Below are 19610 nucleotides of genomic sequence, written 5' to 3'. Positions count from 1 at the left end.
GCCGTACGGCCGCTGGGCGGGCTGCCGCCCACCGGAGCCGACGGACGGCCGGCCCCACATGAACGATCGGATCCGTAGGTGCGGCGCAGGCCGGCGCACCGGGAGGAGTCCTCATGGCCAAGGCAGTGGGCATCGACCTGGGCACCACGAACTCGGTGATCGCCGTGTGGGAGGGCGGCGAGCCCTCCGTCGTGCCCAACAGCGAGGGCAACCGCACGACACCGTCCGTGGTGGGGTTCACCGACACCGGGGAACGGCTGGTCGGCGAGCTGGCCCGGCGCCAGGCGATCCTCAATCCCAAGGGCACGATCTACTCGGCGAAGCGGTTCATCGGGCGGCACTACGACGAGATCTCGGACGAGGCCAAGGCGGTGGCGTACGACGTCGTCGAGGGGCCGGGCGGTGTCGCCCGGTTCAAGGTGCGCGACAAGCTCTACGCGCCGGAGGAGATCAGCGCCCAGGTGCTGCGCAAACTGGCCGACGACGCCTCCAAGCAGCTCGGGGAACGGGTCACGGAGGCGGTCATCACGGTGCCCGCCTACTTCAACGACGCCCAGCGCACCGCCACGAAGGACGCCGGGCGGATCGCGGGACTCGAGGTGCTGCGGATCATCAACGAGCCGACCGCGGCCGCCCTCGCGTACGGCATGGACAAGAAGCAGCACGAGACGGTGCTGGTCTTCGACCTCGGCGGCGGCACGTTCGACGTGAGCATCCTCGACGTGGGTGACGGTGTGGTGGAGGTGCGTTCCACGGCGGGCGACAGTCACCTGGGCGGTGACGACTTCGACCGGCGTCTGGTGGACCACCTCGCGGACGACTTCCAGAAGGAGAACGGGATCGATCTGCGGAAGGACCCGCAGGCCCTGCAGCGCCTGTTCGAGGCGGCGGAGAAGGCCAAGACCGAGCTGAGTTCGGTGACGCAGACGCAGGTCAGCCTGCCGTTCATCACGGCCGACGCGTCGGGCCCGAAGCATCTGACCGACTCGGTCATGCGGTCCACGTTCGAGCAGATCACGGGTGATCTGGTGGAGCGGTGCCTGGGTCCGGTGCAGCAGGCCATGGCCGACGCCAAGGTCGGCGAGAGCGACATCGACGAGGTGATCCTCGTCGGCGGTTCCACCCGCATCCCGGCCGTCCAGGCGCTGGTGCGCCGGCTGACCGGCGGCAAGGAACCCAACATGAGCGTCAACCCCGACGAGGTCGTGGCCCTGGGCGCCGCGATCCAGGCCGGGGTGCTCAAGGGCGAGGTCAAGGACGTCCTGCTGCTCGACGTCACACCCCTGTCGCTGGGTGTCGAGACGCGGGGCGGCGTGATGACGAAGATCATCGAGCGGAACACCACCATCCCCGTGCGCCGCACCGAGACCTTCTCCACCGCCGAGGACAACCAGCCCGCCGTCGACATCGTCGTCCTCCAGGGCGAACGGGAACGGGCCGCCGACAACCGGGTGCTCGGCCGCTTCCAGCTCACCGACATCCGCCCGGCGCCGCGCGGCGAGCCCCAGATCGAGGTGACGTTCGACGTCGACGCCAACGGCATCCTCAACGTCAAGGCCCGCGACCGGGACACCGGCAAGGAGCAGGGCATCACCATCACCGAGAGCTCCAATCTGGACCGCGGCGACGTGGAGCGCATGGTCCAGGAGGCCGAGCGCAACCGGAGCGAGGACCAGGCCCTGCGCGAGGCCGTCGACGCCCGCAACGAGCTCGACGCCGTCGCGTACCAGGTCGACAAGCGCCTCGCCGAGCTGGGCGACGCCGCGCCCGCGCACGAGAAGGCACGCGCCGAGATGCTCGTGTCGGACGCCCGGGCGGCCGTCAAGGAGGAGGCGGGCGTGGAGCGGGTGCGGCCCCTGACCTCCGAGCTCCAGCAGGTGCTGTCGGGCCTGGTGGCCCATCAGGCCGGCCCGGGCACCGGCACGGGCGGTGGCGACCAGGCCGCCACCGGCGGCGGTGCGGCCGACGGCGGCCCGGCCGGCGGTGACGACGACGTCATCGACGCCGAGTTCGACAAGGACTGAGGAACCGCCATGCCGATCCACCCCAGGGAATCCGACCCGGCCGTGCCGGATCCGGCGGACCCGCCTCCGGAGGGCGCCGTCCTCCCTCCGCGAGGGGATCTGCCCGGTTCCGGCTCGCCGGCCGGGGCGGGGCCCGGCACGGAGGAGGCGCCGGGGCCCGACGCGGCCGGCGGCCCCACCCCTCCCGAGGACGAGTACACGGCCGAGTTGAAGGAGCTCGAGGACCGCTGGCGGCGCGCGCTCGCCGACCTCGACAACCTCCGCAAGCGCCACGCCAGGGAACTGGAGCGGGAGCGGGCGTCCGAGCGGTCCCGCACGGCCGCCGCCTTCCTCCCCGTCGTGGACAACCTCGAACTCGCCCTGAGCCACGCCGGCTCCGACCCCGACGCGATCGTGGAGGGCGTCCGGGCGGTCCGCGACCAGGCGGTGAACGTCCTCGAACTGCTCGGCTACCGACGGCACGCGGAGACCGGCGTCGCCTTCGACCCGGCCCGGCACGAGGTGGTCGGCGTCGTCCAGGACTCCGACGCCTCACCGGGCACGGTCGTCGCCGTGCTCCGCCCGGGCTACGGGGACGGCGAACGCCAGCTCAGGCCCGCCGCCGTGACGGTCGCGAAGCGGGAGTGAGGCCGTCATGGCACAGGACTTCTACCAGGTGCTGGGCGTGCCGCGGACGGCGAGCCAGGACGAGATCCAGCAGGCGTACCGCAAGCTCGCCCGCAAGTACCACCCCGACGTCAACAAGGACCCGGGAGCGGAGGAACGCTTCAAGGACCTCAACGAGGCGTACAGCGTCCTGTCCGACCCGAAGACGCGGGCCCGGTACGACCGCTTCGGCGAGGACTTCCGGAAGGTCCCCGAGGACTGGGAGGAGCGGGTCGGTGCCGGAGCCGGAGCAGGTGGCGGCTTCCGCACCCGGCGGACCGCGGGTGGCGGCGGCCCCCGTGTCCGGTACACCGGGTTCGGCGACGACTTCGCGACGGAGGGCGTCGACATCGAGGACCTGCTCGGCTCGCTGTTCGGAGCGGGCACCGCCCGCGGCGGTGTGCCGGGAGCCGACCAGGAGGCCGAGCTGCCGCTCACCCTGGAGGAGGCGTACCGGGGCGGCCGGCGCACCGTCACGCTCGCCGGCCCCTCCGGGCAGCCACGCCGGTACGAGGTCGACGTGCCGCCCGGTGTCGTCGACGGGCAGCGCATCCGCCTGGCGGGCGAGGGCGGCCGGGGCACGGGTGACGCCGCTCCCGGGGACCTGTATCTGCGGGTGCGCATCCAGCCGCACCCCCGGTTCCGGCTGGACGGCCGGGACGTGTACACGCAGCTTCCGGTCACCCCCTGGGAGGCCGCGCTGGGCGCGACGGTCCCGGTGCCCACCCCGAGCGGCGGCACGGCCAAGGTCACGGTGCCCGCGGGCTCGTCCAGTGGCCGCAGACTCCGGCTGCGCGGCGAGGGCATGCCGAACCCGCGCGGCGCCGACGGCAACCTCTACGCCGAACTGCGCGTGATGGTGCCGCCCAAGCTCAGCGACCGGGAGCGCGAGCTGTTCGAGGAGCTCGCGGCCACCTCTTCGTACGACCCCAGGAGGACGTGATGAGCGACCGACCCTCATGGGGCGCGACCGGTGACCGGACCGCCCGGGCCGAACCGGCCACGCGTGACCGGCGGACGAGCGCCGCCTTCACGGCCGTACGGTATCCGCTGGTCCCCGTGCCCCGGCTCGCCCTGGACACCGTGGCCCGCCGCGCCGGTGTCCATCCCGACCTGATCCGGCGGTTCGTCGCCCTGGGCCTGGTCGACGCCGAGCGCGACGCCGCGGGGCGCCTGGTGTTCGACTCGGCGGCCCCGGCGACCATCGCCCGTGTGCAGCGGCTGCGCTCCGGTCTGTGCCTCAACTACGCATCCATCGGTCTGGTGCTCGATCTGCTGGACCGCATCAGCCTGCTCGAAGCCGCCCTGCGCCGCACCGGTACGAGGAGTGACATACCGCCATGGACATGAACCGACTCACCCAGAAGTCGCAGGAAGCCCTCCAGGAGGCGCAGACGGCGGCCGTCCGCATGGGACACACCGAGGTCGACGGCGAGCATCTGCTGCTCGCGCTCCTCGACCAGGAGGAGGGCCTGATCCCGCGGCTGCTGCGACAGGCGGGCGGGCAGCCCGAGGAGCTGCGCGCGGCCGTGGGCGAGGAGCTGTCCCGCCGGCCCAAGGTGACCGGCCCGGGAGCGGCGCCGGGCCAGGTGTTCGTCACCCAGCGCCTGTCCCGGCTGCTGGACGCGGCGGAGCGGGAGGCCAAACGCCTGAAGGACGAGTACGTGTCCGTGGAGCACATCCTGCTGGCCCTGGCCGAGGAGGGCTCGTCCACCGCCGCCGGACGGCTGCTCAAGCAGCACGGGATCACCCGTGACTCGTTCCTAAGCGCGCTCACCCAGATCCGCGGCAACCAGCGGGTCACGTCGGCCAACCCGGAGGTGGCGTACGAGGCTCTGGAGAAGTACGGCCGCGACCTGGTCGCCGAGGCCAGGGACGGCAAGCTCGACCCGGTGATCGGCCGGGACGCCGAGATCCGCCGTGTCACGCAGATCCTGAGCCGCAAGTCCAAGAACAACCCGGTCCTCATCGGCGACCCCGGCGTCGGCAAGACCGCCATCGTCGAGGGGCTGGCGCAGCGCATCGTCCGCGGTGACGTGCCCGAAGGGCTGCGCGACAAGACGGTGTTCGCCCTCGACATGGGCTCCCTGGTCGCCGGCGCCAAGTACCGGGGCGAGTTCGAGGAGCGCCTGAAGGCGGTGCTCGCGGAGGTGAAGGCGGCCCAGGGAGGCATCCTGCTCTTCGTCGACGAACTCCACACCGTCGTGGGCGCGGGCGCCGCCGAAGGGGCCATGGACGCGGGCAACATGCTCAAGCCGATGCTCGCCCGCGGTGAGCTCCACATGATCGGCGCGACCACCCTGGACGAGTACCGCAAGTACATCGAGAAGGACGCGGCCCTCGAACGCCGCTTCCAGCAGGTCCTGGTGGACGAGCCGAGCGTGGAGGACACCATCTCCATCCTGCGCGGGCTGCGCGAACGCCTGGAGATCTTCCACGGTGTGAAGATCCAGGACAACGCGCTGGTGTCCGCGGCCACCCTCAGCCACCGCTACATCACCGACCGGTTCCTGCCGGACAAGGCCATCGACCTCGTCGACGAGGCGTGCGCCCGGCTGCGGACCGAGATCGACTCGATGCCCGCCGAACTCGACGAGATCACCCGGCGCGTCACCCGGCTGGAGATCGAGGAGGCGGCCCTCTCCAAGGAGACCGACCCCGCGAGCAAGGCACGCCTGGAGGAACTGCGCAAGGAACTCGCCGACCTGCGCGGCGAGGCCGACGCCAAGCACGCCCAGTGGGAGGCGGAACGGCAGGCGATCCGCCGGGTGCAGGAGCTGCGGCAGGAACTGGAGCAGGTCCGGCACGAGGCGGAGGAGGCCGAACGCGCCTACGACCTCAACCGCGCCGCCGAACTGCGCTACGGCCGTCTCCAGGACCTGGAGCGCCGGCTGAAGGCCGAGGAGGAGCAACTGGCCGCCAAGCAGGGGCAGAAGCGGCTGCTGCGCGAGGTCGTCACCGAGGAGGAGATCTCCGAGATCGTCGCCGCCTGGACCGGCATCCCCGTCGCCCGTCTGAAGGAGGGCGAACGCGAGAAGCTGCTGCGCCTCGACGAGATCCTGCGCGAGCGGGTCATCGGTCAGGACGAGGCCGTCAAGCTCGTCGCCGACGCCATCATCCGCGCCCGCTCCGGCATCCGCGACCCCCGCCGTCCGATCGGCTCGTTCATCTTCCTCGGCCCCACGGGCGTCGGGAAGACGGAGCTGGCCAAGACCCTCGCCCGGGCCCTGTTCGACTCCGAGGAGAACATGGTGCGGCTCGACATGAGCGAGTACCAGGAGCGGCACACCGTCAGCCGGCTCATGGGCGCCCCGCCCGGATACGTCGGCTACGAGGAGGGCGGCCAGCTCACCGAGGCGGTGCGCCGCAAGCCGTACTCGGTGGTGCTGTTCGACGAGGTCGAGAAGGCGCACACCGACGTCTTCAACACCCTGCTGCAGATCCTCGACGACGGCCGCATCACCGACGCCCAGGGCCGCACCGTCGACTTCCGCAACACCGTGATCATCATGACGTCCAACATCGGCTCCGAGCATCTCCTCGACGGCGCCACCGCCGAGGGTGAGATCAAGCCGGACGCCCGCGCCCGGGTGATGGGCGAACTGCGCGGGCACTTCCGCCCGGAGTTCCTCAACCGCGTCGACGACATCGTGCTGTTCAGGCCGCTCGGCGAGCGGCAGATCGAGCGGATCGTGGAGTTGCAGTTCAACGAGCTGCGAAGCCGCCTCGCCGAACGCCGCATCACCGTCGAACTCACCGACGCGGCACGTGAGCTGATCGCCCATCAGGGCTATGACCCCGTGTACGGGGCCCGGCCGCTGCGGCGTTACATCTCGCACGAGGTCGAGACCCTCGTCGGGCGGGCGCTGCTGCGCGGCGACGTCCAGGACGGCGCGACGGTCCGCGTGGACGCGCAGCACGGCGAGCTGGTGGTCGGCTACGAGCAGCCCGACGACATGGAGGGGGCGAGTGCGGCGTGAGCACCGTGCGGACCAGCAACATCACCTGCCCGCACTGCGGGCGCACGAACCGGGTACCGGCGGCCGCCGAGGGCCGCCCCCGGTGCGGCAACTGCAAGCAGCCGCTGCCGTGGATGGCGGACGCGGGCGACGACGACTTCACCGAGGTCGTCGAGCAGGCCACCGTTCCGGTCGTCGTCGACCTGTGGGCCACCTGGTGCGGCCCCTGCCGCATGGTGAGCCCCGCGCTGGAGCAGGTCGCCACCGAACTCGCGGGACAGATCAAGCTGGTGAAGGTCGACATCGACCAGAACCCCCGTCTGGCGCGGCGGTTCGAGGTCCAGGCGGTACCGACGCTGCTGGTCCTCGACAAGGGAGAGACCATCGCCCGGCAGGCGGGTGCCGCACCGGCCCCGGCCCTGCGGCGATGGGTGGAGCAGTCGATCGCCGGCCGCGCACCGGCCGGGAAAGGATGATCGGCCATGACCGTACGGACCGATCCGCACCTCGCCCTCGTACGCCCTGTCACCCCCCGCGCCCCTGGGTGCGAGGAGTGCCTGGCCACCCACTCCCCCTGGGTGCACCTGAGGCTCTGTCTGACCTGCGGGCACGTCGGCTGCTGCGATTCCTCGCCGAACCGGCACGCCCGCCGTCACGCCGCCGCCGAGGGCCATCCGATCGTGTCGTCGCTGGAGCCCGGCGAGAACTGGCGGTGGTGCTTCGTCCACGAGGCGTTCGTGTGATGTCCGGCGACGAGACACGCCCGGGCCCGGCGCCCGAGTCCGGCGATCCGGAGGAGAACGTCCCCTTCGAGACGCCCGACATCTACGGCGCCTATCCGCGCCTGTCGGACGACCAGGTGGCCCGCCTGGCACTGCGCGGCCACAGGCGCGCGGTGGACGCCGGTGAGGTGCTGATCCGGGAAGGGGACCGATGCGAGTCGTTCTATGTCGTCCTCAGCGGGTCGCTCGCCATCGTCGAGGGCTACGGCACGCCCGCCGAACGGCTGCTGCGGGTCCACGGCCCCGGCCGCTTCATCGGCGAACTCGGCCTGCTCTACGGGCAGGTGGCCTTCTACACCGCCGTGGTCCGGGAACCCGGCGAGATCCTGGTCCTGTCCATGGACCAGCTGCGCGACCTGGTGAGCCGGGACTCCGCACTGGGCGATCTGGTGCTGCGCGCCTGTCTGGGCCGGCGTGCCCTGCTGGTCGGGGAGGGAGCCGGTTTCCGCATCATCGGCTCCCGCTACTCGCCCGACACCCGGCGCATGCGGGAGTTCGCCGCCCGCAACCGGCTGCCGCACCGCTGGATCGACCTGGAGACGGACCAGGAGGCCGAGGCGCTGCTGCGCCGCTTCGGGGTCGGCCCGGAGGAGACGCCGCTGGTGATCTGGCGGGACACGACCCTGCTGCGCAATCCGAGCAACGCCGAACTGGCCGCCCTGATCGGGCTGCCGACCCTGCCCTCGGGCAACGGCCACGGCGATCTCCTCATCGTCGGTTCCGGTCCGGCCGGTCTCGCCGCCGCGGTGAACGCGGCCTCGGAAGGTCTGGCGACGACGGTCGTCGAGGCGCTGGCCACCGGCGGCCAGGCGGGGACGTCCTCCCGCATCGAGAACCTGCTCGGCTTCCCGTCCGGCATCTCCGGCGCCGAGCTCACCGAGCGGGCCGTGCTCCAGGCCGACAAGTTCGGCGCCCGCATCAGCATTCCGGCGGAGGCGGCCCGGCTGGAGCGGCGGGACGACCACTACGCCGTGGGCTTCACGGACGGCAGCGAGATCACCGCCCGTACCGTCGTCCTGGCCACCGGCGCCCGGTACCGCCGCCTCGACGTGCCCGGCATCGAACCGCTGGAGTGCGCGAGCGTGCACTACTCGGCGACCCTCTACGAGGCCCAGCAGTGCCGTACCGACCCGGTGGCGGTGGTGGGCGGCGGCAACTCCGCGGGCCAGGCCGTGCTCTTCCTCGCCCAGTACGCCCCGCAGGTGTACCTGCTCGTGCGGGGACCGAGCCTCGAGAAGCACATGTCCCGGTACCTGATCGACCAGGTCGAGCGCCATCCGAGGGTACGCGTGCTGCTGCGGACCGAGATCACCGAGGCGATCGGCGACAAGGTCCTGGAGGCGGTCACCGTGGCCGACCACCGTACGGGCGCGCACCACCGCCTCCCGGTGCGGGCTCTGTTCGTCTTCACCGGGGCCGATCCCCACACCGAGTGGCTGTCCGGCGCGCTCGCCCTCGACGCGCGCGGCTTCGTGCTGACCGGCGCGGAGGCGCAGGCCTGCTCCGTGCCCGAACTGTGGCAGAGCCAGGGCCGTGACTGCCTGACGCTGGAGACCAGCCTGCCGGGCGTGTTCGCCGCCGGCGACGTCCGCAGCGGCTCGGTGAAACGCGTGGCCTCCGCGGTCGGCGAGGGCGCGATGAGCATCCACTTCGTGCACCGCTACCTGGGCCACACGGCCGAGCCCGGCCACACCGACAACTCCCCGCAGACCCGTCCGAAGGAGTCCGCTTGGCTGGCATGACACCAAGAGGGCGCCGAGATCACGAGAAGGAGAAGAGGCGATGACTATGGCCACGCCCGTCCGGCACCGCCGGGGTACCGCCCCGCAGGGCATGCCGCTCGGCTGGGCACGCAATCCGCTGACGGAGTTCGACCAGCTGCTCAGTGAGATGAGCGGGCTGATCGAGTCCACGATGGGAGGCACGGCGACCGCGGTCGCGTGGACACCCCTGGCGGATGTCACGGAGTCCGACGACGCCTTCCACGTCGAGATCGAACTCCCCGGCGTCAAGAGCAAGGACGTCGACGTCGAGGCGAGCGGCCAGGAGCTGGTGGTCACCGGCGAGATGAAGGAGAAGGAGCGCAAGGGCGTCCTGCGCCGCAGCACCCGCCGCACCGGGGCCTTCGAGTACCGGCTGCGGCTGCCCGGAGAGGTCGACACGGACAAGATCAACGCGAAGATGTCGGACGGGGTGCTCACCATCACCGTCCCCAAGGCCGAGGTGGCGAAGCCCCGGCACGTCGAGATCAGCGAGGCGAGTGAGAGCTCCGGGAGTGAAGGCGCCTAAAGCGGCGGCTGACGCGAAGGCCGCGGTTGCGGACACCTGTCCGCATCGCGACGGAGCCGGCGCGCGCCGCCATCGGGGCCTCTTATCGGCCCCTCTGACGCCAGGCGCGCAGCAGCCGCAGCGGGAGCAGACCGAGCGGTGCGCGCCTGCCCACGTCCGACAGATCCTCACGGTCGAATGCCTGTGCGTACCGCTGCGCGTCCTCGGGCGTCGGGTACCGCTTGCTCCCCTCCGCTCCGCACGCGCGCACGCAGTGCCAGCGCATCGTGTCACCCTCGTGGAGAAAGCGATATCGGTGTCCGAGGAGGCGGCAGCGCAGCACAGAAGCCACCCTAGATGAATGAGTCCGATGTTTTCAGTGGTCGTAGGGGATCAGTGATCGCTTGAGGGGGGCGCCGGTGGTCCAGTTGTGCCAGATGCCGGCGGCGAGGGCGAGGAGTCGTTGTCCGGTGCGGGCAAAGACTCCGGCCGGGGTTCTGCCGCCGTGCTGTTCGAGGCTGAGCTGGCCCTTGAGGGTGTCGATGACGGCTTCGATCCACTGCCGGAGCCGGGCGATCTTGCCGTGCCGGGCCGGCTCGTCCTTCCGGTCGGGCCGCACGAGGTGGGCTCCGAGGCGCTCGCTGACGAAGGTTTCGAACTCCTTCCCGGCGAAGCCCTTGTCGGCGAGGATCACCTGGCCCTGGCGGACGAGGTGGTGGTCGCGTTCCAGCAGCGCCGCCATCACCTCGCGTTCGCCGATCTTCGGGTTGGCCAGGCACCAGGTGACGGGCATGCCCTCGGCGGTGGTGACCAGGTAGAGGCGCAGGCCCCAGAAGAAACGGGAGTGGCTGCGGCAGTATCCGTAGCCGCAGTGCCCGGCCAGGGCGGAGCGTTTGACGGTCTCGCGGGAGGCCGCGCAGGGCAGCGGGGTGGAGTCGATCAGCCGCAGGTCGTCGTGCCAGGTCGGGACCTGCCGGGCCAGTGCCTCGATCACCTGACTGATCAGCGGACCTGCTGCGTTCAGGCGCTTGTTGTAGGCGGACTGCTGGGGCAGATAGCGGAACAGGTGCCCCAGCCGGGCGTGAGCGAAGCGGATCCAGTGCCGGGCCGAGGGGAAACCGAGCAGGACCTGGGCGACGGCCAGGCACAGCAGTTCGGCGTCCGTCAGTTTCGGAGGTCGCCCGATCCGGCGACAAGGCGCCACATGGTCGTCGATGAACACGTACAGTGCCGCCAGAAGGGCGTCCAGGTTTGTCTTCACACACTGACCAACGGGCGCCCTTCGCCATGGTCGCGACCAGCATGGACATCGGACTCATTCATCTAGGCGGACCCGCCCGTTCCGGCCCGTCTTGTCCCTCTCCTGGCAGCAGCCCGTGAGCTGAACGAGGAGGCATGGCATGACCAGCACCGCCGAGCTTGGTGTCGTCACCACCAAGGTCCCGGCCCGGCTCGACCGGCTGCCGTGGTCCCGATTCCACTGGCGGATCGTCATCGGTCTCGGAACCGTCTGGATCCTCGACGGACTCGAGGTGACGATCGTGGGGGCCGTCGCCGCCCGGATGACCGAACCGGGCAGCGGCATCAATCTGACCAGCGCCGACATCGGAACGGCCGCCGCCATCTACGTGGCAGGAGCCTGTGTGGGCGCTCTGCTGTTCGGGAGGCTCACCGACCGCTACGGGCGCAAGAAGCTGTTCATGCTCACGCTGGGCATCTACATCCTCGCCACGGTCGCGACCGCGTTCGCGCACGACGCCTGGTTCCTCTACCTCGCCCGTTTCGTCACCGGCATGGGCATCGGCGGAGAGTACGCGGCGATCAACTCGGCCATCGACGAGCTGATCCCGGCCCGCAACCGCGGGCAGGTGGACCTCGCCATCAACGGCAGCTACTGGGTCGGTGCGGCGCTCGGCAGCCTGGTCGCCGTGCTGCTCCTCAACGAGAGTCTGCTGGCGGGCGACCTCGGCTGGCGGCTCGCCTTCGGCCTGGGCGGCATCCTGGGCCTCGGCATCATGCTGGTACGCCGCCATGTGCCGGAGAGTCCACGCTGGCTGTTCATCCACGGGCGTGAGGAGGAAGCCGAACGCATCGTCGACCGGATCGAGGCCGAGGTGCGCCAGGAGACCGACCGCGAGCTGCCGGAGCCGGGCGAGGCGGTGACCGTACGGCAGCGCGACGTCATCCCGTTCAAGGAGATCGCCGGTGTGGCGGTGCGGCGGTACCCGCGTCGCGCCGTTCTCGGTCTGGCGCTCTTCGTCGGACAGGCGTTCCTCTACAACGCGATCGTCTTCGACCTGGGCACGATCCTGAACGGCTTCTTCGACATCGGTTCCGGCTCGATCCCCTACTTCATGGCCATCTTCGCCATCGCCAACTTCCTGGGCCCCCTCCTTCTCGGCCGGCTGTTCGACACCGTGGGCAGGAAGCCGATGATCGCGAGCACCTACTTCGGCTCGGCGGTCGTGGCGGTCGTCCTCGCCATTCTGCTGGTCAACGGCTCGCTGACGGCGTGGGGGTTCTTCCTGCTGGTCTCGCTGACCTTCTTCGTGGCGTCCGCGGGAGCGAGTTCCGCCTATCTGACGGTGAGCGAGGTCTTCCCGATGGAGACCCGGGCCCTGTCCATCTCGCTGTTCTTCGCGATCGGCACGGCCGTGGGCGGCATCACCGGCCCGCTGCTGTTCGGTCATCTGATCCACAGCGGCGACACCGACCTGGTGGCCATCGGCTTCATCGTCGGAGCGGCGGCCATGGCCCTGGGCGGTCTGGCCGAGGTCGTCAACGGTGTCCGGGCCGAGCAGCAGTCGCTGGAGAACATCGCCCGGCCGCTCACCGCCGAGGAGGCCGACGCGGCCTGGCGCGACGAGTCCGCGTCCCCGGAGGCACGGGAGCGCCGGCCCGAGCCTGCCCGGCAGGCCGTGGACGAGCGGGAGCAGCGGATCGCCGACCGTACCGCCCGCCGCCGGGAGCGGGAGCGCGCGGGAGCCCGCCGCTACCGTCCGGGCACCGGACAGGGCAGCAGGATGTACTCGCCGGGCATGGCCGGCACCGCGGGCACGGCGAGCCGTACGTCCGCCATGGCCGAACGGCGCCTCGACGAAGAGGTCGAACAGATCACCTACGCGCTCCGGGAGTCCGGTCCGACCAGCCGCGACCAGCTCGAACAGGCCGTGGACGGCCGCTCCTGGGGCCCCGGACGCTTCCGCCGCGCCCTGCGTGAGTCCGAGCGGGAGTCCCGGGCCAAGAGCCTCGGAGGCGGCGGCTACGCGCCGGCGGACGGCGCCGGCCGTCCCGACAGCACCCCGGAGGGACCCGAAGACCGGCGGTGACCGGGCAGGAGGAGACAGCGATGAAATACGACGGATTCCTCGCCCATGTGCGTGAGCGGGGCGAGTACAAGGACCAGGGCGAAGCGGCGGACGTCACCAGCGCCGTACTGGAGGTGCTGGCCCAGCGGATCAGCGCGGGCGAGGTCAAGGATCTCGCGTCCCAGATGCCCGGCCCGCTGGGAGAGGTACTGCTCCAGGCGACACCCGAGCAGACACGGAGCTTCGGGATCGAGGAGTTCTACCGCCGGGTCGCCGAACGCACCAACGCCCGTCCCCGCACGGCACAGTGGGACGCCAGCGCGGTCCTGACCACCGTGGCCGACGCCGTCACCGGCGGCGAACTGAACCAGATCATCAGCCAACTCCCGTCCAGCTACGCGGTCCTGTTCGGCAAGGCCGACCTCGCGGACTGACCCGTGGGGCGACATCGGGGGCGTCTACTACGGCGCCGCCCGGCTCCCAGGATCACGGATCAGGGGGCTGCCACTCGAACATCAGGATGGTGGCGTCGTCGCTGAGTCTGTTGTGCCGGTGGTCGAGGATGGAGTGGATCAGCAGGCGCAGCACTTCCGGGGCGTTCTGGCCCGCGGCGGTGGACCGGATGATGTAGTCGGTGAAGCGTTCCAGCCCGAACTGCTCGCCCGCCTCGTTGCGTGACTCCACGACACCGTCGGAGTAGAGCAGGATGCGGTCACCGGGGCGGAGACGGACCTCGTGCACCTGACGGGTGGTCCCGGCGAGTCGCGCGGGCAGGCCCAGAGGCGGTTCGGCCGGCCGCTCCAGTGCCTTGTGGAGCAGGCGGTGGCGGCGGATGAGCAGCGGGGCGGGATGACCGCAGTTGCACCATCTCAGCACCCCCGTCGGCATGTGCAGTTGCGTGAAGACGCCCGTGCAGAACTGCTCCGGGAGCCATTTCGCCAGCGCGTCGTCGACGGTGCCCACGAGTTCGTCGAGCCCCGCTCCCCTGCGCCGGGCGTTGCGGCAGCCCGCCATGGCGACGGAGGTGGCCAGTCCGGACGCCAGATCGTGGCCCATGCCGTCCAGGACGGTGGTGTGGAGAAGGTCCTCGGTGAAGACGTGGTCGAAGGCGTCGCCGCCCAGTTCGTAGGCGGGCTCCAGAGCCGCCGTCGAGACGACCCGCCCGGTGCCGATCGACCGGGGAGGCAGGAAGGCCCTCACCATCTCGGTGGGCAGGTGCATCGGCCTGGTCCGCATGCGCTGCGCGATGGTGTCGCTGTAGGTGCGCTTGGACGTGATGATCAGCGCGAGGAGCAGCGCCATCGTCCGGCAGCGCCGTAACTTGGTGCCGGTGAGGGAGCCCGCGGTCAGATGCAGAACGCCCAGCCGCTCCGCTCCGTCGGCGAGGGGCAGCCATACGTCGAGGTCACCGGAGGGGGCTTCCTCCACCCGGAGGGAATTCGCCCGGTAGGCCCACCCCGCGAGCGACGTCTCGAGGTCCAGGTTCGGCTCACCCTCGACGAACGGCACCAGCAGTCTCTGCTGGATGTCGACCAGATAGATCGCCGCTGTCCCCAGGCCCATGGCCTCGGCGTACCGGCTCAGGACGACGGGCAGTTCCGCGGGTGAGGCCAGCTGGGCCTCCCTGACGAGCTCCTCCAGCAGCATCTCCCCGGAACCGACGGACTCGTTCCTGTCCATGCGTTCGATGATCCCCGCGACGGCGAACCGCCACAATCCGAGCGCGCCGCCCCCGGGTCCGCCACGCGGATCAGCTCACAGACGCTCACGGACGCGGGTCGTCACAGAAGCAGGTCGAAGACGGCTCGGGCCTCGTCCCAGTGCTGTGTCTGGGGGTTCTTCAGGTCGGGGTGGAGGATCTTGAAGCTCTGGGCGAGGGCGAGGCTGAGTCCGCCGATGATCTCCGGATAGGCCGCCTCGGTGTCCTCGTCGGGCGTACGGTCGAGCGCGGGGTGGGTGGCGAGCTGTTCGAGGATCGGCTTGAGTTCCAGTTCCTCGTCGATGGCCCGGAAGCGGTGGATGCTCTCCTGCAGGCCCTTCGTGATCGGCAGGTCACAGGTCCGTATGACGTCGCGCCCGTTGGCCTTGGCCGTGGCCTGGGCGACGGTCAGCAGATCGTAGAGCTTGGCGTCGACGAAGTCGCTGTACCGCTTGAGATCGTTCTTGTCGACGTCCAGCCCCGCGGCCGTACGGAAGAACCTCTCGAACCTGGCGATGGACATCACGGTCATGACGGCACCTCCGGCTGCGGGCGGCCGGGGCGGCTCCCAGCCCCCTGTCGTCCAGCCAGCGTGGCCGACGGGACGTACGGACGCATGCGCCTGCCGGGGCCAACCGACCCCCCTCGGGTTGCCCTGTGAGGTCCATCGGGCCGCCTGCCCAGGGAGCCGTACGGGGCGGGGGTGTCGGCATACGTGTCACATGGCGGCGCCGTGATTCGGCGGGCATCCTGTGGGAACTTGCGGTCGCGGGGCAGCGCTCGAGAGGGGTCCAGCCATGCCGAAGTCGTCGCAGGACGTCACGGTCGTGGCCCTCCTGGCCGATCCGGACGCGCCGACGGAGATCGCTCAGCGTATGGCGCGCAGGCTTCCCGACCGGCTCGCCCGAAAGGCGGGCAGGGGGCGACGGTTCGAGGTCGAGGTGGTCAGTGAGCCGATCGCCGCGGGGACCGAGGACCCGCCCACCGTGATGCGCCGGATCAGGGAACGCGCCGACTCGGAGAACTGGGACATCGTCGTAGCCCTCACCGACCTTCTGCTGCACTCGCACGGACGCAAACTTGTGGTGGATCTGAGCCACGAACACGGCCTGGCGCTGCTGTCCCTTCCCTCCCTCGGGGGCTGGCGGCTGCAGAAGAGGGCACAGAGGGCCGTGGAGGAGGCCGTGCTGAGCCTGACGCAGGCGCGGACCGCCGAAGCAGAGGGGGCTCAGCGGCGGGACGCACCGCGGGAGCGGCTCTTCGACGATCTCGTCGCGCCGATCCGTCCCGACACCGTGGACGAGGACGAGACCGCCGACCTCCGGTACATCACCAGCGGGCCGCGCGGTTACCTGCGGTTGCTCGCCGGCATGGTCCGGGCCAACCGGCCGTGGCGGCTGGTGCCGGGTCTGTCGAAGGCCCTGGCGGCCGCGCTCGCCACGGGCGCGATCGCCACCGTGAACGCCACCGTCTGGAACCTGGCCGCGGCCCTGAGCACGCCGCGTCTCGTGTTCGCCATGGTCGGATCGGTGGCCCTCATGATCGGCTGGCTGATCGTGGACGCGCATCTGTGGCACCGGACGGGGGAGATCTCCGCGGAGGCGCGGAAACGGGCGGCTCTGTACAACGCCTCGACGGTCCTGACCGTGGGGATCGGCGTGCTGGTCTGCTACGTGGGCCTGCTGGTCATCAACCTTCTGTGGGCGCTTTTCATCATCAACGACCGGGTGTTCTCCGCCATGACGCGAAGCCCGCTGCATGCCACCGAGTACTGGACGCTGGCCTGGTTCGTCGCGTCGGTCGCCACGGTGGGCGGCGCGCTGGGGTCGGGCCTGGAGAGCGACGAGGCGATCCGGGCGGCCGCCTACTCCAAGCGGGAACAGGTGCGGCTTCGCCGTCTGCGGGAGGACCAGGACGACTAGCCTGCCGGGGTCACCTGTGCCGCATCCAGACGTTCGGCTCCTGGTAGACGCCCCGGTCGGCCTCACGGTCGATGGCCAGGAGGCTGAGCCCGTCCGGGATCACGTAGTCACCGGACTCGGGGAAGGCCATCCCGGTCCAGTCCTCCCACTCGGCGACCGAGCCCGTCATGGTCTGCGACGCGGGGGCCGCCGCCAGGATCGACGCGCCCAGGCGCTGGTGGGTCCGGATCCAGGGGTCGAGGGCCAGCCCGTCCTCGCGGCTCCACCGCATGAACGTCTCGATCGGCGTCAACGGGTACCGGGCCTTCGTCGTCGGCCGGACCGGGGCGATGACCTGCGGCAACCCGGCGTCCCGCGCGGCCTCGCGCAGCGCTGCGAGGACCTTGCCCGCCAGCCCCCGCCCCTTGAGCGAGGGCGTGACGACGGCTCCGCAGATCACGAGCGTGTTGGGCGCGACCTGTGCCTCACGGCCTTCGACGGCGCGGACGAGCGCCTGCGTGTAGCCCGTGGGGAGGGACGCCGGCAGCCCGTCCCAGTGGATCGGCACGCCCCAGCCGGAGGCCACCGGTACGTCGTGGTCGTCCACCAGCGTGAGGTCCAGGTCGGCGAACCACTCGCCGACCCTGCCTATGTACTCCTTCACCAGCCGGTCGGCGGTGATGAACGCCGGGAACCCTTCGCTGAAGAGCTCCTTCATCTGCTCGTCCGGCCATGTGCGCGCGTCGGTCCGCTCGACCTTCAAGATCATCCCCTGTTCCTAGCACGGCTGGCGTCCTGCCGTCAGATGTGGGCGCGGATCCGCCGCACCGGGTGCCCGCGCCTGACGTGGCAGAGGCAGGGCCGACCGCGCTGCCCTCGGTAGGTCTCCGCGATGACGCCGGGGTCCGAGACCGGCACGTGATGCGCGAGTGGGATCCTGATCAAGCGCCAGGCACAGGCCGTGTAGGCGGGGGGGTGAGCCACCCTTCCCGAACCTTCGACTGGACAGGGAGGATGAGGCATGGTTCCTCGGGTCGGCGACCAAGTGATCGTCTCCTGTGAGCCGGCAGCCGCTCGCGTGGTCGGAGTGGGTCGCTACATCACGCTGGAGTGGCCATGGGGAGCGATCGACACGTCCTCAGCTTTCCGCTGGGACGGGCGAGTGGCCCTCCCGCACGGCGACGCCCATCCGGAGTGGAGCCCCTTCCGTCTCGAACCGGCGGCCTCCACACTCCGCGTCGGCGACATGTGCACCGTGTCCATCCCGCCGACCAGGCTGTACGTAGGACACTTCGAGGAGTACGACCCGCCACGCAACCTCGGCTGGGCTCCCCCGCCCACGGCGGGGCTCTACGTCGTGCCACCCGAGCGGACGGGCATGGACATGGAGTACGCCGGTTACACGCTCTACCTCGGCGGATCTGATCCCATCCGGGTCGAACCGATCGGCGACTGAGGTGCCCCACGACGGCTTCGAGCACGGTCGTCCCCGGATGATGCGAGGACTGCTGTCAGTCCCGTGTGGTTCGCTGCTGGGGTGACTCAGGACTTGGAGATCGTCTCGTTCGAATCCGCTGAGGCGTTTCAGGCGTGGCTCGGGGAAAATCACGCCGTGTCGCCCGGGATCTGGCTCAAGTTGCGCAAGAAGAGTCCCGGAGTCGTCGCCCTGGACTACGCCCAGGCGCTCGACGTGGCGCTTTGCTACGGCTGGATCGACGGGCAGAAGGCCGGGCTCGACGATCAGTGGTGGCTGCAGCGGTTCAGCCCGCGGACGGCGCGCAGCAAGTGGTCCAAGGTCAACCGGGACAAGGTGACCGCGTTGATCGAGCAGGGCCGGATGCGGCCGCCGGGGCAGGCCGAGGTGGACCGGGCCAAGGCGGACGGCCGTTGGGACGCGGCGTACGACAGCTCCAGGACCGCGACCGTGCCGGACGACCTCGCCGCGGCCCTGGCCGCCGAACCCGCCGCCGCGGAGTTCTTCGCGACCCTGGACCGGCAGAACCGGTACGCGATCCTGTACCGCGTCCAGGACGCGAAGAAGCCCGAGACCCGGGCGCGCCGCATCGAGAAGTTCGTGGGCATGCTCGCGAAGGGCGAGAAGCTGCATCCGTAGGCCCCGTACGACCCCGCCGTCGCTCGCCTACTCCTCCGGCTCCCAGGCGCGGAGCAGGTCCAGCAAGCCCGCGTCTCCGTCGAGTCGGAGGGATGCGGCCGGGATGCGGTCGTAGAGGGCGAGGATGTGGTCGCCGGCGGTTCCCGTGACGGACAGGGCGGGGGCGTCCGGGGTCGCGGCGGTGGGCAGGCGGGTGGGTCGCGCACCGTCACCGTCGAGGGTGAGGCGCCAGGAAGGGCCCTCGGTCGCGTGGAAGTCGATCGTGGTCGGCTTGTGCGGCCAGGCGGCCGGTGTCGCGACGCAGGTGGACAGGAACTCGTCGACGCCGTCGAGCGCCACCTCGTCCGGCAGCGGCTTCGGGGCACCCAGGGTGACCTGGGCGTCGTAGGTGTGCACGGCGGTCTCCTGGACCCGGTGCCGGGCGACCCCGCCCGCGGTCCGCGGCGACTGCGACGCGGGCCACCACGTCCAGCACCCGCGCTCCGGTCCCGCCTGCCCCAGCGCGCTCAGCAGCATCCGCGTCGACTCGGCCAGCCAGGCCAGCAGCGCCTCGCGCTCCCGCGGAGCGGCCACGGCGGCACGCAGGGCGACGGCCTCGGCCGGTGGCGCGTCGGCGGGGCCCGCTCCGACGATGGCGGCCCAGAAGCGGTCGCCGCCGCCGAGGTGCTGCACCAGATCGAACAGCGTCCACTCCGGGCAGGTCGGCACCCGCGCGTCGAGGTCGGACGCGGAGGCGATCGCGGCCCGGAAGGCGGTGGACCGTTCGTCGATCAGGCGCCGCAGGTCGGAGAAGTCCAGTGTCATGGTCACCTCGGGTGTCTATCACCGGGTCAGGGACGACGGACACCGGATTTCCTCGCGGTTGGACGCCGTGGCCCGGGGCACCCGGCGCGGCGTGATGCGGAACGGCT

The 19610-nt window shown here is 70.9% G+C and carries 19 protein-coding genes; 14 read left to right on the top strand and 5 right to left on the bottom strand.

Translation table 11 applies throughout. From position 1 onward, the window contains the following. The first annotated feature begins 113 nt into the window (after positions 1–113). Genes dnaK through F8R89_RS35250 form a run of 9 tightly spaced genes read left to right on the top strand, consistent with a single transcriptional unit; the run spans position 114 to position 9699 of the window. Positions 114–2024: a molecular chaperone DnaK gene (dnaK, locus tag F8R89_RS35290; RefSeq protein ID WP_151787838.1), complete on the top strand. Its 1911-nt coding sequence runs from the start codon at positions 114–116 to the stop codon at positions 2022–2024. A gap of 9 nt (positions 2025–2033) precedes the next feature. Next, positions 2034–2651, top strand: coding sequence for a nucleotide exchange factor GrpE (locus tag F8R89_RS35285; RefSeq protein ID WP_151787837.1), 618 nt, complete (start codon positions 2034–2036; stop codon positions 2649–2651). 7 nt (positions 2652–2658) lie between these two features. Further along, positions 2659–3612, top strand: a complete 954-nt coding sequence (locus F8R89_RS35280; RefSeq protein WP_151787836.1) for a DnaJ C-terminal domain-containing protein — start codon at positions 2659–2661, stop codon at positions 3610–3612. Further along, positions 3612–4019 carry a chaperone modulator CbpM gene (locus tag F8R89_RS35275; protein WP_151787835.1) on the top strand — a complete coding sequence of 136 codons (408 nt, stop codon included), beginning with the start codon at positions 3612–3614 and terminating at the stop codon, positions 4017–4019. Before F8R89_RS35280 ends, F8R89_RS35275 begins: the two co-directional genes overlap by 1 nt. Further along, entirely contained in the window at positions 4010–6649 is a 2640-nt protein-coding gene (gene clpB / locus F8R89_RS35270; RefSeq protein ID WP_151787834.1) for an ATP-dependent chaperone ClpB, read from the top strand. The genes F8R89_RS35275 and clpB overlap by 10 nt, the downstream gene beginning before the upstream one ends. Then, positions 6646–7104, top strand: a complete 459-nt coding sequence (gene trxA, locus F8R89_RS35265) for a thioredoxin (RefSeq protein ID WP_151787833.1) — start codon at positions 6646–6648, stop codon at positions 7102–7104. Before clpB ends, trxA begins: the two co-directional genes overlap by 4 nt. 6 nt (positions 7105–7110) lie before the next feature. Beyond that, on the top strand, positions 7111–7371 hold the full coding sequence (locus F8R89_RS35260; RefSeq protein ID WP_151787832.1) for a UBP-type zinc finger domain-containing protein: 261 nt from the start codon (positions 7111–7113) through the stop codon (positions 7369–7371). Beyond that, positions 7371–9152 (top strand): FAD-dependent oxidoreductase, encoded by a 1782-nt coding sequence (locus F8R89_RS35255; protein WP_151787831.1) that lies wholly within the window; start codon positions 7371–7373, stop codon positions 9150–9152. Before F8R89_RS35260 ends, F8R89_RS35255 begins: the two co-directional genes overlap by 1 nt. Before the next feature lie 46 nt (positions 9153–9198). Beyond that, positions 9199–9699, top strand: a complete 501-nt coding sequence (locus F8R89_RS35250; RefSeq protein WP_192806414.1) for an Hsp20/alpha crystallin family protein — start codon at positions 9199–9201, stop codon at positions 9697–9699. 355 nt (positions 9700–10054) lie between these two features. Here F8R89_RS35250 and F8R89_RS35240 read toward each other — a convergent pair whose 3' ends face one another. Next, positions 10055–10939, bottom strand: coding sequence for an IS982 family transposase (locus F8R89_RS35240; RefSeq protein ID WP_151787606.1), 885 nt, complete (start codon positions 10937–10939; stop codon positions 10055–10057). A 139-nt stretch (positions 10940–11078) separates the two neighbouring features. On the opposite strand from F8R89_RS35240, the gene F8R89_RS35235 reads away from it, so the two are divergent. Further along, entirely contained in the window at positions 11079–13007 is a 1929-nt protein-coding gene (locus F8R89_RS35235; protein ID WP_151787828.1) for an MFS transporter, read from the top strand. 20 nt (positions 13008–13027) lie between these two features. Beyond that, positions 13028–13420, top strand: a complete 393-nt coding sequence (locus F8R89_RS35230) for a DUF2267 domain-containing protein (protein ID WP_151787827.1) — start codon at positions 13028–13030, stop codon at positions 13418–13420. A 52-nt stretch (positions 13421–13472) separates the two neighbouring features. Here the strand turns inward: F8R89_RS35230 and F8R89_RS35225 are convergent, their stop codons facing one another. Both F8R89_RS35225 and F8R89_RS35220 read right to left on the bottom strand, forming a co-directional pair. Further along, entirely contained in the window at positions 13473–14666 is a 1194-nt protein-coding gene (locus tag F8R89_RS35225; RefSeq protein ID WP_151787826.1) for a PP2C family protein-serine/threonine phosphatase, read from the bottom strand. 101 nt (positions 14667–14767) lie between these two features. Beyond that, positions 14768–15217, bottom strand: coding sequence for a DUF1931 family protein (locus F8R89_RS35220; RefSeq protein ID WP_151787825.1), 450 nt, complete (start codon positions 15215–15217; stop codon positions 14768–14770). Between the two features lie 265 nt (positions 15218–15482). On the opposite strand from F8R89_RS35220, the gene F8R89_RS35215 reads away from it, so the two are divergent. Then, on the top strand, positions 15483–16607 hold the full coding sequence (locus tag F8R89_RS35215) for a hypothetical protein (RefSeq protein ID WP_192806313.1): 1125 nt from the start codon (positions 15483–15485) through the stop codon (positions 16605–16607). Between the two features lie 10 nt (positions 16608–16617). On the opposite strand, the gene F8R89_RS35210 is transcribed toward F8R89_RS35215, so the two are convergent. Further along, entirely contained in the window at positions 16618–17355 is a 738-nt protein-coding gene (locus tag F8R89_RS35210) for a GNAT family N-acetyltransferase (RefSeq protein WP_151787824.1), read from the bottom strand. Between the two features lie 393 nt (positions 17356–17748). Here F8R89_RS35210 and F8R89_RS35205 point away from each other — a divergent pair, with 393 nt between their 5' ends. Together F8R89_RS35205 and F8R89_RS35200 are read left to right on the top strand one after the other, a co-directional pair. Beyond that, the gene (locus F8R89_RS35205; RefSeq protein WP_151787823.1) at positions 17749–18042 is read left to right on the top strand and encodes a hypothetical protein; all 294 of its coding nucleotides are present in this window, start codon (positions 17749–17751) and stop codon (positions 18040–18042) included. A 63-nt stretch (positions 18043–18105) separates the two neighbouring features. Further along, the gene (locus F8R89_RS35200) at positions 18106–18699 is read left to right on the top strand and encodes a YdeI/OmpD-associated family protein (RefSeq protein ID WP_151787822.1); all 594 of its coding nucleotides are present in this window, start codon (positions 18106–18108) and stop codon (positions 18697–18699) included. Between the two features lie 27 nt (positions 18700–18726). Here the strand turns inward: F8R89_RS35200 and F8R89_RS35195 are convergent, their stop codons facing one another. Further along, positions 18727–19503: a maleylpyruvate isomerase family mycothiol-dependent enzyme gene (locus F8R89_RS35195; protein ID WP_151788412.1), complete on the bottom strand. Its 777-nt coding sequence runs from the start codon at positions 19501–19503 to the stop codon at positions 18727–18729. Positions 19504–19610 lie beyond the last annotated feature (107 nt).

It is taken from the genome of Streptomyces sp. SS1-1 (assembly GCF_008973465.1).
Taxonomy (GTDB): domain Bacteria; phylum Actinomycetota; class Actinomycetes; order Streptomycetales; family Streptomycetaceae; genus Streptomyces.
Note: the sequence above shows the minus strand (reverse complement) of the source record. Positions and strands in the feature narration are given on the sequence as shown.